At 58.5% G+C, this 12,477-nt stretch carries 7 protein-coding genes and 4 pseudogenes; 3 read left to right on the plus strand and 8 right to left on the minus strand.

Annotated features, from left to right (window positions below; genetic code table 11):
* Positions 1-343: 343 nt before the first annotated feature.
* Positions 344-589, plus strand: a pseudogene (locus EOB59_RS10590) (helix-turn-helix transcriptional regulator); the annotation flags it as partial.
* Between the two features lie 781 nt (positions 590-1,370).
* On the opposite strand, the gene EOB59_RS35255 reads toward EOB59_RS10590, so the two are convergent.
* From EOB59_RS35255 to EOB59_RS10615, 6 genes and pseudogenes are all read right to left on the minus strand, one after another.
* Positions 1,371-1,511 (minus strand): hypothetical protein, encoded by a 141-nt coding sequence (locus EOB59_RS35255; protein ID WP_189341863.1) that lies wholly within the window; start codon positions 1,509-1,511, stop codon positions 1,371-1,373.
* Between the two features lie 32 nt (positions 1,512-1,543).
* A complete protein-coding gene (locus EOB59_RS10595; RefSeq protein ID WP_095489413.1) occupies positions 1,544-2,383 on the minus strand; it encodes a hypothetical protein in 840 nt (279 codons plus the stop codon).
* Positions 2,376-3,632 (minus strand): diaminobutyrate--2-oxoglutarate transaminase, encoded by a 1,257-nt coding sequence (ectB, locus tag EOB59_RS10600; RefSeq protein ID WP_095489412.1) that lies wholly within the window; start codon positions 3,630-3,632, stop codon positions 2,376-2,378. The genes EOB59_RS10595 and ectB overlap by 8 nt, the downstream gene beginning before the upstream one ends.
* A gap of 729 nt (positions 3,633-4,361) precedes the next feature.
* A pseudogene (gene istB / locus EOB59_RS10605) lies at positions 4,362-5,162 on the minus strand (IS21-like element helper ATPase IstB).
* Positions 5,162-6,452 (minus strand): annotated as a pseudogene (gene istA / locus EOB59_RS10610) (IS21 family transposase). Before istA ends, istB begins: the two co-directional pseudogenes overlap by 1 nt.
* A gap of 451 nt (positions 6,453-6,903) precedes the next feature.
* Complete coding sequence (locus EOB59_RS10615) at positions 6,904-7,620, minus strand: SPASM domain-containing protein (RefSeq protein WP_245486588.1); 717 nt, start codon at positions 7,618-7,620, stop codon at positions 6,904-6,906.
* A 719-nt stretch (positions 7,621-8,339) separates the two neighbouring features.
* On the opposite strand from EOB59_RS10615, the pseudogene EOB59_RS10620 reads away from it, so the two are divergent.
* Positions 8,340-8,575 (plus strand): annotated as a pseudogene (locus EOB59_RS10620) (transposase); the annotation flags it as partial.
* A gap of 16 nt (positions 8,576-8,591) precedes the next feature.
* Here EOB59_RS10620 and EOB59_RS36145 read toward each other — a convergent pair.
* The gene (locus EOB59_RS36145; protein WP_348630899.1) at positions 8,592-8,858 is read right to left on the minus strand and encodes a helix-turn-helix transcriptional regulator; all 267 of its coding nucleotides are present in this window, start codon (positions 8,856-8,858) and stop codon (positions 8,592-8,594) included.
* Between the two features lie 19 nt (positions 8,859-8,877).
* A complete protein-coding gene (locus EOB59_RS36150; RefSeq protein WP_245330126.1) occupies positions 8,878-9,342 on the minus strand; it encodes an autoinducer binding domain-containing protein in 465 nt (154 codons plus the stop codon).
* A gap of 635 nt (positions 9,343-9,977) precedes the next feature.
* On the opposite strand from EOB59_RS36150, the gene EOB59_RS10630 reads away from it, so the two are divergent.
* Positions 9,978-11,780, plus strand: a complete 1,803-nt coding sequence (locus tag EOB59_RS10630; RefSeq protein ID WP_128288335.1) for an ABC transporter ATP-binding protein — start codon at positions 9,978-9,980, stop codon at positions 11,778-11,780.
* Positions 11,781-12,477: the final 697 nt, after the last annotated feature.

The following is a 12,477-nucleotide window of genomic DNA, read 5'->3' on the forward strand; positions in this document are numbered from 1 at the left end:
GATTTTCCAATGCAAGTCGAAAGGATTGCCCGGGAGATGTTCGTCCTCCCGTCGGGTTGGCCAGAGCCAAGCCCACCTTGTCAACTGCGTCGGACAGACTTTCGGTAATCCCATTCACAACTATCCAGAATATAAGATGTTTCACCATTTTGAAGTTGTGCAATATAAAGATCAATATAATTTTACGTTCCGATAATTCACCGAGGGGAAACTCCGTGCTAAAGCTTTAACGCCGACCTGCCAAGGACGGCGCGCCGAGCCTTAGCCGCAGCTTTGTGCGCCGCTCGCAATATTCGGTGCAAACGGTTGCGGAGAAGGGATTATGGAACGCCCCCAACTCGAAGAAGTGCCCGTCCTTTCCGCTAGGGAAATAGAGTGCATACTCTGGGCAGCCAGAGGGAAATCGTCGTGGGAGATAGGACGAATACTTAACAGGTCCGAAAACACTGTGAATTTTCACATAAAAAACGTAATGCGGAAATTGGACACGGGCAGCAGAACGGTCGCTGCTATGAAGGCGGTAAGCCTCGGGATCATCGAACTAGAGGAAGCGGTGAGCGCCGCCGAAGTGTCGTCAGGCGACGATTAGAGTCTCGGTCTTTTCTGTAATGTAAGGCCGCTGAGCCCGGATTGCGCCAATAATCCCGTTATGGCTGCCGGGTCTCATAGTCGACCCACGAATGCGGCCTCGCAGTGTGAACAACACGATGACACAACGCCCACGGACCTGCGGAACGCGAGTTTTCGTCCATCGCATCCTCGGGCCGGGGTTGTGTTCACATTCATGAGGTGATCGAGAAGGCTGACCGGGAGGTTTTCCGCTGCGGGCGCGGTCTGAATCGCGTGGCGCAACTACGCCAGTACTTTGGGGTCTTGGTGACTTGCTGCAGGACGGAACGGCCGAATAGTTCGGGGCACAGCACCAGGGCCGACCACGCGCCATCGGAGGGGTTCATGCTGCGCCAGCGCACACCATATCAGTTCGATCTCAAACCGTACGATGCGAAGACCGCGCAGATGCCACCATGGCAGGCGCTGGCCGAAGAGACGCTCCTGATGCGGCAAAGCTGAGAGTGCGCCGGAACCTCGGCGAGGTTGGCGTAGACGAGCGTTATGTCGTGGAGTCCTCGGCCCATCGGCGGCTGCAAAATCTGAGAGCAGCCTCGCGCACCGGTCAACAGGAGGTGGCGCGCGTGATGGACGAGAAGATTCCGGCTCAACCATCTGGAGCGCCCTGCAGTCTGCGATGCGGCGTCGCCTGGTGAGTTGTGTGCGTCAAGTTCTGCTAAAATGGCGTGGCATTCAGTGGTGACGTTGAGTGTCCGCCGCGCAGCCGCCGTCTAGCGGAGCGGCGGACACACGGGCGGTGCTCAGGCGGCCAATGCCCTCAGGCTCTCCTTCGTGAGCTCGCGCAGACGGATCGCTTCAAGCCGGTTCTCTTGGATGCCCACCGCCAGCGCCCGCACCAGCCGCAGCTGGCGCAATTCGTCGAGATGTGCCTCGTCGACCATGCTGATCAAGGTCTACGGTGCGACGTCCAACTTCAGGTCCACCAGAGAACAAGGTCAGGCCGGGCAAATCCGAAAAAGCAATTCAGCACCAGGCGACGCTTTCCGTCGCCTGATTGACCGGTAACCCCGTGAACGAAGCCGCCATCGATTAGGGCGATATCCCCAGTTTTGAGCTCGAACTCGCGGTAAGGGACGGCCTCCAGATAGGCTGCCGAATAGGGATATCCAGTGGTCTCCACACCTTGCGATATCCGGTCCGCAACCGTCGGCTTGTGGCTCCAGAGCTTCAGATTGCCGCCTTGCTCAGGCATGCTGGGATAGAGGTTGAGCGCTGCGACCGTATTGTGCGCCACCGCAGAAAGCTCGTAATCATCGCCAGCACGTAAGACTTGAGCGACGTCGTCGTGGGGATCCAAGGAAAAGGTGCCTGTGCCCGACCAACTGAGGCCGCGACAAACATTGGCCTGGCCGTGTTCGGAACGGGCTAGCCGCAATTCGATTCCCTGGTTGTGAAGCTCTCGCTTCAACGCCCCGAATACTGCTCGAACCGGGTCAACCAAATTCTTAAAAAGGGCATCGACGTACGGCCGCGCGTTTTCGGCGTCTGCGAAATAGGTGGCTGCATCCTTTCTGTAGTGAGATGCGCCGACATATTGTCCGGGCACACCATCTTTACGCTCTCTGAGACCGGAGCTTCCAATAAAGTTCGTAGTGATCTCCTCGGCTACTTCGGTGCTGAAAGCTTGCTTGATGTGCAGAGCGGTGAGCTCACCTTTCAGGACCGAGATGATCTCCGACGTGTTGATCGATCCGGTCCGTTCTTTGATCGAAACCGGCGAGATGGCTGGCACTTGAGATATCTGACTAGACATTGTCTTGCTCCTGTAGTGCGTGTTCAAGTATGGTGATGCCACGATCGAGTTCGGCATCGGTGATGGTTATCGGTGGGAGGACTTTGATAACGTCGCGATTTGGCCCCGAGGATTCGATAAGAAGGCCATTTTCGAATGCGACATCGTGCACGCGGCCGACAACTGCCGGTGAACGGCATTTCAGGCCGGCCATCAGACCGCGGCCGCGCTTCTGTTCGATGTATCTTGGAAGTTTCGCAACCAGGCGATCGAGGTGCGTTTGCAGCCTGACGGCTGTCCGCTCGACACCTGCAGTAAATTTCCTATCCGACCACATCTTGCACATGGCTCCTGCCGTCACGAAGGCGAAATTGTTGCCTCTGAAGGTCCCGCTATGTTCTCCGGGCTTCCATATGTCCAAGTCGGGTCGAATCAGAACGATGGACAGCGGACTACCTGAACCGCTTAGTGACTTGGAAAGACACACAATATCCGGTTCGATTTTCGCGGACTCGAATGAGAAGAAATCGCCAGTTCGGCCCGCACCCGCCTGAATATCGTCGACGATAAAAACAATGCCGTGAGTACGGCAAATGCGCTGAATTTCCGTGAGCCAAGCTGCGGATGCGGCGTTCATGCCGCCTTCTGCCTGGATGGTCTCCAGAATGATTGCGGCAGGCTTTTCTATGCCGCTCCCCGGGTCGCTCAAAACGCTGTCGATGTAACTGGCGGAATCGAATGCTTGGTTCGGATAACCGTCATAGGGAACACGGATCACATCGTGGCGAGCAACGCCTCCCAGTTCCCTGGTTGAGGCCGAGCCCGACACCGCTAGAGAGCCGAGCGACATGCCGTGGAACGCATTCGTAAAGGCCATGACGCTCGAGCGGCCCGTGTATTTTCGCGCCAGCGCGAGCGCCGCTTCGTTGGCGTTCGTGCCGGTCGGCCCAGGAAACTGAATCTTGTACGAAAGGCCTCTGGGTTTCAGGATCCAATCGACGAACCCTTCAATGAAGTCGCGCTTTGCCGCCGTATGCATATCAAGCGACAGAAGAATGTTCTCCCCGACGAGATATTCAATCGCTGGCGCCATAATATCCGGATTGTTGTGCCCGTAGTTGAGTGCGCCGGAACCCACCAGGAAATCGATAAAGGGCTTACCCGTCTCGTCCCAGATCGTCGCCCCAAGGGCCTTCGTAAAGACGGTGGGGAACGCCCGGCAATAACGACGAACGTTAGATTCATGAGCCGTGAAAGTGTCGGTGTCCATATTAAGTCCTCTGCACATAGACGTTCAAAAAAGAGAGCTGTTTAATGGCTAGTGGTTTGCGGCAGATGTTCGTCGCTTAACATTGAAGCGGAATGCCGGAGGCAGATTTGTTGCTGGGATCCTCATCGACTATTATTAGGTTGCGTTGCCCTCCATTCAGGCGCCTTCGGAGAATGTGCTGCAATAAGATGGCTTCTAAAGCTTCCGCGAAAGCATGGATACTATGGCATCAGGTAGTTGACGTACCCACCCATCGCTACCCATAGCGCCTCCGGACAATGGATGAGTCCCAGGAGATCAGCGGGGTCGCGTCGCCAGAGGTTGTGTAGCTCGGCGGTAGCGAGAAGCCGCTCGCGAGCGCGCTCCTCAATAGCGCCGTAGCGAGCCAGCGGCTTCGCGGCGGTCATCAATATTCGCCGTTCAACCTCGGGCTGCGGACACCAACCTGATTCAAGAAACTATTTGATGACCGATGACACAGCGAAAGCCGCGCTCTCTTGGAGAAGACTGCGGATTCCGATCTCTTTCGCGAGATGATTGGCCCCGAGCCGCCGGGTCAAGAGGGCGGGCCGCCGCGGGCGCCCTTGACGGAAAGCCCGTTCGTAAGCCAGGCGGAAGCAACCGGGAGACGCGCTGGCGAAGGGCCGCATCGGTTTCGAGAACGTCCACTACCGCGTGTCAAGCGAAGTGAGGATTTGACCCCCTGGGCGAACTGAAGATTTGACCCCCTCATTGTTTTGCGGTTTCGTTGGTACCGAGCGTCGTTCCGGCCTTCTGCAATAGGCCGGAACGACGCTTTTCGCGAAGCCGGTAGCTGTCGCCACGGATCGTTATCACTGTCGAATGATGAAGCAGGCGATCAAGGATCGCCCTTGCCACCACGGGATCGCCAAACACGCTGCCCCATTCGCCCACCGAGCGGTTGGAGGTGATCAGGATCGATCCCCGCTCATAACGCTGCGACACCAGCTGGAAGAACAGATGTGCGGCATTGGCTTCGAACGGGAGATAGCCGAGCTCGTCGATGATCAGCAGTTTCGGCCGCGACAGGGTCGTCAGTTGCTTTTCGAGTGAACCGTCGTCATTGGCCTTGGCCAGCATCGCCACGGCGTGGCCGCCGTGACGAACTGGACGCTATGGTTCTGCCGGATCGCCTCGCGCCCGAGAGCCACCGCCAGATGTGTTTTGCCCGTACCCGGAGGTCCAAGGAACAGGACCGTGTCGCCATGGGCAATCCAGCGGCAGGTCGCCAGCTCCCGGATTTGGCGCTGATCCAGCGACGGCTGCGCGTCGAAGTCGAAGCCATCGAGTTCGCGCACAAACGGGAACCGCGCGATCTTGCCTTCCATAGAGATGCGCCGCTCGTCGCGCCGCGCGATCTCGTGGGTCACCAGGAAGGCCAAAGCCTCGCGCAAGATCATCTGCGAACGCGCCGCTTCGTCCAGCAGCGTATCGAGCTGGTCCCGGATCGCGGTCAGCTTCAGCCGGTCGAGCTGAGCCAACCAGCATCTCGTGATCGACCGTCGTCATCACCAGCTGCCTCCCACCAGTGCCTCATATTCCGCCAGCGGCCGCAACAGAGCGGAAGGCGCAACGATATCCACCGGCGCCGATCGCACCGGCGCCAGCAGCGCCGACCACGCCGGCAAGATGCGCGCGCTCGACAATCCGTTGGCGACGTCCGCGGCACAACGCATGATCCGCCACCACCTCGCCCGCATGACGCACGATAACGCGGCCGCCCAGCACCACGACCTGGACGCTCTCCCCGATCAGCCGCCAGGGAACCGAGTAACTGTTCGTGTCCAGGTCGATTGCGCAGTCTGCCTGGACCTTGCGCACGAGATCCCGCAGTTGCCCGAACGGCGCCCGTCCGCCCAGAGGGCGAAGCGCCATGGCTTCTTCGGCAAAGCGCTCCGCAGGAGCCACCCCGGTCGTGCCATGCACACGCTGATCGGCAATCTCGCGCGTCCACCGTTCCAGATGCGCCTCGAACGCCGCCCAGTTCTCGAACCGGCGGCCGACAATCGCATTGTGCTTGACGTAGCCGACCCCGCGTTCGTCCTTTCCCTTCGTACGCGCCCGGTAGGGCGCACAAGCCCGTGGCGTAAATCCCCAGTAGCGGGCAAAGGCGTGCAGCCGCACATTGAAGCGCACCTCCCGCGTCGCCGCATCGTGATGTTCGACCAGCGCCTTCGGATTATCGAACAGCACTTCCGTTGGAACCCCGCCGAAGCGAAGGAAGGCTCCTTCCATCCCCTCCAACCAGTCCGCCTGGCGCTCCCGAAGCGAGGGACGGATATGCAGCCGACGCGAGTAACCCAGCGTTGCCACAAACAGGTGCACCCGAACACGCTCGCCGCCGATCCACGCCCGCGTGTCGCCAAAGTCGATCTGCATCTGATGTCCCGGCGCCGTCTCAAACCGAACCGTTGCGCGCTTCTGCACCCTCAACTCCCGACGCCAACCCTGCACCCGAAGCTCCACCGACCGAAGCCCTATGACGATCCCATGTTCGCTCTCCAGTTCCTGGCGCACCACATCGGCGTTGCCACCATGGCGGAAGAAGCGCTCCCGCAGCCAATCGTCTAGCCCGTCAAACGCGCTCCGCCGCACAGGCTTGCGAAACGGAACAGTCCCGCCTTCGCGCAGATACCGACGCACCGTGTTGCGCGCGCACCCGAATTCCTTCGCCAGCCGCTTCGCTCCCCAGCCAAGCTCATGCAGCCGCAGCATCGCTGCCACCTCTTCAGGCTGAAGCATCTCCTCTCCCTGCATCGTTCTCGACAATGCAGGAATCGCCGAAATCCCAATCGTCATTCATGCCTCCTCTCATAACCGAGGGGGTCAGTTCTTCATTTCGTCAGGGGGTCAGCTTCTCAATTCGCCCGACACCGCGACGGCAACCATCCCCGGCCGCAGCTGGGGCTGCTGCCTTCAGGCGAGTCGAAAAGGAGATAGTCTGGGAGGGTAAAGGCGTTGACGAGGTGGGCCGTGAGTAAGCAACCAAGCGCTGATCGGGATCGACGAACGCTATTTCCGTCCGACCGAGGTTGACCTGTGATCGGCGTTACCCCAAGCCAGGCAGGCCGACAAGCTCGGTTGGAAGGCGAAGACCTTTCGATGAGCTCGTCTCCGAAATGCCTCGGGGTCCACTGCCGCGCCTACGGAATCATGCTGGCGTCACGCGAAAATGCGATGGCGTCGCGGGCAGGTGCATGTGTCGTGGGGCCATCCGCACTGCCGGCACGCCCTCTCGGCCGGCATCCACTCAGGTCCGGTCGTTTGGGTCGGCGAATTCACACATCCTGCAAAGCAGAAAACCATCCGCTCCATTCATGCGGTCGACGATTTCGCGAAAAACTGGTTTTTCAAACAGAGCGGAGTAACCCTCATATAGAAGGTTGCCCAATACGTGACGCCGTTCAAAATCCATAGAGCACAGGGTAACGTCGCCGTTTGGAAGAAGAACATTCCGATACTGTCGTGCGTCCACGCAGGTTAGGGCTCCGACCACTGGCTGACGTGGTGCAACGATCTTAGCGTCGACGCTTCCACCCCTACTGCTCACCGGCCGCGCTTTTATCAGGGCTTCGGTAGGAATAATGTCGGCAATATCTGGGTGGGGCTCGCCCAAGGCCACGAATCGGATCAAGGGGATGTCCGCGTCGACGAGTTGACGAACCAGATCGCGATACTTGTCTCCGACCAGGCGGCTGTTCATGTAGGTGCCGTCATCGAAAACATGGACCACGAATACGCCCAAGCGCAAGGCTTGCAATCGCTGCAGGTCCTGCCCGTTCATTCCCACCAGCGTCGTAAAAATCCTGATGCCATGGCCTTTGGCGAAGGCGTGCTCCACCATTTCGGTACAGTCCGGATTGAGCCAAGGTTCGGAGTATCCCGCAAAACCAATGTCGACGGAAGTCGGTACGCGGGCCAGACACCGCTTGAAATCTTCAAGATCCAGATGACTCGCATGAGACACTTTTCTTTGCCGGACCGCGAACTTGTCCTGGGGACAATATGAACATCCTACGACGCATCCCGTGGTCGTCGTTATCTCCAAAACCCTGCCGGCTGTGTTTGCTGAGCGAAGTTCCGGTAAAATCACTGGTGATTACTCCCATCTACTTCCTGCGAAGCGCCACGATGGTGTGCGTGTGCCTTTGGCTTTCTGATACCGCCTGCTGATCTACCGAGGCAACGCAGCCATCTACCCTTTTTGGCAGCCTAAGCCGCCCGGTTCACCGATTTGCCGGGCCGACCCTTCACAAACTTCCAGCGCGTCGGACCAGAGACAGCATTGCATCTTTCGAGGCATCACTCGCTCCGGAGATGTAGCCTCAACCGTTGGTCGCTGGCCCGTCGCCGAGATGCGCGCGCAGCACCCTCGAACCCGCCGGAGAGAAGCTTTCTGGATGCCGTCGATCATCCTTCATCGAGCGAGTTCCGTGTTCTCATGCGGGTCAGCCCTCACACTATATTGCCGCACATCGACCAGCAAAGGCCGAGCTAGTGCGCCTGGCGCGCAGTTACTGCGAGATAGGCTTCGAAAAGCCCGACAGGGCTAAGACGCTCCGCTGTATTGAACCCGACATGTTTTCTGACGGCTGTCAGATTTTGGACACACATCACTCATCGTCAGTCGCTTAATACGGATGGTAGTTTCTTCCAGGAATCGGTGACATTGAACACCACCCTGTCATGACCGCCCAATCTCAGCGAAGCGAACTCAGCATCGCCACCAGGACCAAGCCTGAAGATAAATCCGCCATAGCAGCGTCAACGACATTTTGCTTTCGAACCCGGATGGATTGCACGAGGTGATTCGCGCCGTGATGCAGGAGGTGCTCGAGGCCGAGATGGACGAGGCGCTGGATGCTTCGAAGAGCGAGCGCACGCCGGAGCGTCTCGGCTATCACGCGCGCTACTACGGGCGGAGAACTAGCTGCGCACCTACGGCGGTTCGATAATCCCAAGTTTCAAAGCTTTTACAACAGCTACCGTTCTGCTGGTCGCATCCAACTTCCGCATTACATTTTTTAAATGGAAATCTATCGTATTTCGTGATCTGCCTAAAATAGTTCCTATTTCCCATGACGATTTTCCTTTCGACACCCAATCAATGCACTGTATTTCTCTCGGAGAGAGGTTATGAATTTGTTCCGACGCAGTCGTAGTGTTGAACCTCGTAACCATCAGATGAAACCGCAGCGCGGCCATTTGCAGGTAGGTGATCGTTCTATTCTGCAATTCGCAGTCCGAGGATTGAGCAAAAACTCACAAACCTAAAGCTGTCACCAGGGCCATGTAATGGGACGGTAACGCCTGACCTCAAGCCGAATGTTGCTGCTTCGTCCAAGACGCGGCGTCCATCTTCAGTTATGCTTTCATCGGTATACACCTCGCTCCATCGAAAGGGCCCCGCCTCCTTTCGACCTTTCTTGATGAGTGGGTCTATTTTGGCATAGCCCATTCTCGAGTAGCGCTCCTGCCATTCAGCAGGATAATTCCACATCACCACAGAACCCTCTCGGTTCGGCTTGAAAACCCCCTGTTTTGATGCGAGCGGGCCATAGGCAATCCACGGGCAATCGAACTTCAGCGCAAACGCAGACATCCGTTCGAACAACTGTTCGGATTGAGCGATATCATCAGTCATCTCGAGGAATAGGTCTAACTCCACCGCAATCCGCGGGAGTTCCATGATGCCTCCTTCATTGCGTTCTCATTGGTGCAAAGTTTGCTCCAGCCCAGCCTCGCAACATGCGAAGTCAACGGGACCGAGCCGGAGTTCCTTCCGCCACCTGGAGTACCTTCAAGAGTCGTGCCAGCTTGCGAGCGAAGCTTCTTCTTCAGGTTGTCAATCGACTGGGGAGGTACCCAGGAGGCGAACCGAACAGCACTGTGTCGGGGAGCGCACAATCCGACAGTCGAGCATTCGATTGACGGAATATGGGCAGGAAAGTATTCGCGGCGCGCTTTTGAAATCAGCACCTAAGTCTCGGGCCTGAGAGAGCTGCATTGCCTGTACTTATTTGATCGAGGCAGGAACAATTTAGAATTCAATCGATACATCGACCCTCTTTTCCAATCTCCCGAGTTGGGCAGCCGAAGCAATAGTATTCGACTGGATCGCGGCTGACTTTCTCCAGGCTCGGTAACCTGCTGAATTTGCCCTTCGGCTGTTCCCGCTCGGTTGGCACGACTTTTGAACCTCACCATCGTGAGGCGGCAGGAGCTGCCCGCCAAAATTGATGCTGTTATGGGGGAGGTCGAGATTCCAGTTTTGTCTTTTAACGTCTTTGGGACGGAGCGTGTTGATGCGCCCGCTTGGAAACTATGAAACGTTTCCCCGTCCATGGGCGCGGCGCCACTTGTCGCGAAGTTTTCGCCTTCACTGTTCGCCTCTGGAACAGGCAGCCGGCCCGGCTCGCGATCATAATGACCGCGATGCTCGCCTCCACGCTGGCTGACGTGTTGATGCCGCTCTATTCTGGCCGACTCATCGACGCTGTTTCTCGTGCTGCTAATGCGGCAGCACCAGCTTCGGATTCAGCTGTTGCAGCATTCTCTGTACCGATTGCATTGGCACTCGGTGGCATTGCCATGCGCCACGTCGCCTTCATTGGCCTGAGCGACCTGGTGTTGAAAATGATTTCCGACGTCGCGACCGAAGCGTTCCATCATGTGCAGCGCTTTTCGACAGACTGGCATGCAAACAGCTTCGCCGGCTCGACAGTGCGCAAGATAACGCGCGGCATGTGGGCGCTCGACCTCCTCAACAGCACGATACTCGTCACGCTGCTCCCGTCGTTTGTCATCTTGATCGGCTCGACGGTGCTGCTCGGCTGGCACTGGCCGGTCATGGGCGTGATCTTTGCTTGCGGCTCTCTCGTCTACCTTGCGTTTTCGATTTCGCTGTCGCTCGGCTATGTCGCGCCAGCGGCGAGCCTTGCCAACCGATGGGACACAAGGCTCAGCGGCGCGCTTGCGGACGCGGTCAGTTGCAACGCTGTGGTCAAGGGCTTCGGCGCAGAGGTTCGCGAAGACGAGCGGCTTGCAAATATCATGACGAAATGGCGGCACCGCGCGCGCCGGAGCTGGGTGCGCGGAACGATCATCGGCTCAACCCAAGGCGTAACTTTGGTTGCGCTCAGGGTGGCGGTGGTCGGATATGCCCTGCTTCTGTGGTCGCATGGACAGGCAACGCCGGGCGAGATAGCATATGTTCTCACGTCCTTCATCGTCCTGCAGGGCTATCTGCGTGATGCCGGCATGCATGTCCGCAACGTGCAGCACTCGGTTAATGATATGGAAGAACTGGTGGCCATCCACAATCAGCAGGTGGATGTTGCCGATCGTCCAGAGGCCAAGCCGATCCGGATCACGAACGGCCGTATCGATTTCGAGAACGTCCACTTCCGCTACGCCAACCATCCCCTGCCGCTCTATAGCGAATGTTCGCTGTCGATTGAAGCTGGCGAAAGGGTTGGGTTGGTTGGACCCTCCGGTTCCGGCAAGACAACATTCGTGAAGCTGATCCAGAGACTCTACGACCTGAGCGGCGGCCGGATCCTGATAGACGGTCAGGACGTCTCCGAGGTGACCCAAGATTCCCTTCGTTCGCAGATCGCGATCGTGCAGCAGGAGCCGATCCTGTTTCACAGGTCGCTTGCCGAGAACATCGCCTATGGCCGGCCTGGCGCGAGCCAGGCCGAGATCGAGCAAGCGGCACGACTGGCAAGTGCCCACGAATTCATCGCGCCCCTGCCGAAGGGCTATGGGACATTGGTCGGCGAAAGGGGTTTGAAGCTCTCCGGCGGCGAGCGCCAGCGCGTGGCGATCGCGCGCGCCTTCCTCGCGAACGCGCCGATCCTTATTCTGGACGAGGCCACATCGAGCCTCGATTCGGAATCCGAGGTGCTCATTCAACAAGCGGTGGATCGGTTGATGGTGGGCCGAACCACACTCGTCATCGCACACCGGCTGTCGACGGTCCGCTCGCTCGATCGGCTGCTCGTCTTCGACCGTGGCCGCATCATGGAGGACGGCGATCATGCCGCCCTGATCAATCTCGATGGTGGCATTTACCGCCGCCTCTTCGAACGGCAGGCGTTGGAACTCGCGAAGGGCCTGGCCTGATCGCTAAACCGGCTTGCGCGATGCGCCGAGCCGTTGCCGGAGAGGGGTGTGGCAGTGACGAGCGGCGGGCGTTAGGCCGGCAAAACCAGCACGGCCGGAACTGTCCGCCAAACGGGCGAGCGGGAATGCACCACGTCTAAGCTTCGGCGAATGCGCGCAGTTACACGCGGGCACCGAATTGTCGCGCCTAACGGCGCACGCACCAAAAGGGCGGGAATGTCGACGGCCCGGGAAGAGTGCGGCCTTCGCCGTTACCCACATTTCGCCAAAGGAAGCGAAGTCAACGCACATTGAGAGGGCGGTGCTTCCCGGCCGGCTGGGATCCCTGTCGCTGGCCCAACCTACCGCACGCCGGCCACGTCAACGGTTCAAAGTCCCTTCGGTTCGCAAAGTCGTCCCCTTGGAGACCCGGAAGCGCAGGAGCTCCGACCGCAGTCTTCGCTCAACTCTGGCCATCTGCTCCGGGATTGGATTCCGTTCCCTTGCTAGCACAGTGGCAGCTGAGCACGAACTCGCCGGCCCCGTGTCTTTCGATTACGGCCAACGGGCTTAGGAAGAGATTGGATTCGCCGGCCCTCTGCGGAGCGAATGAACAGTTCTACAGATCATCGACGTCCGCGAAAAAGAGCACGCAGCCGAAGTAGCCGGCCTGAAGCAGCAGCGAACAGGCCAGCGTCGTGACGACTGCCACACGGAG

The organism is Mesorhizobium sp. M7A.F.Ca.MR.176.00.0.0 (assembly GCF_004023165.1).
Taxonomy (GTDB): domain Bacteria; phylum Pseudomonadota; class Alphaproteobacteria; order Rhizobiales; family Rhizobiaceae; genus Mesorhizobium.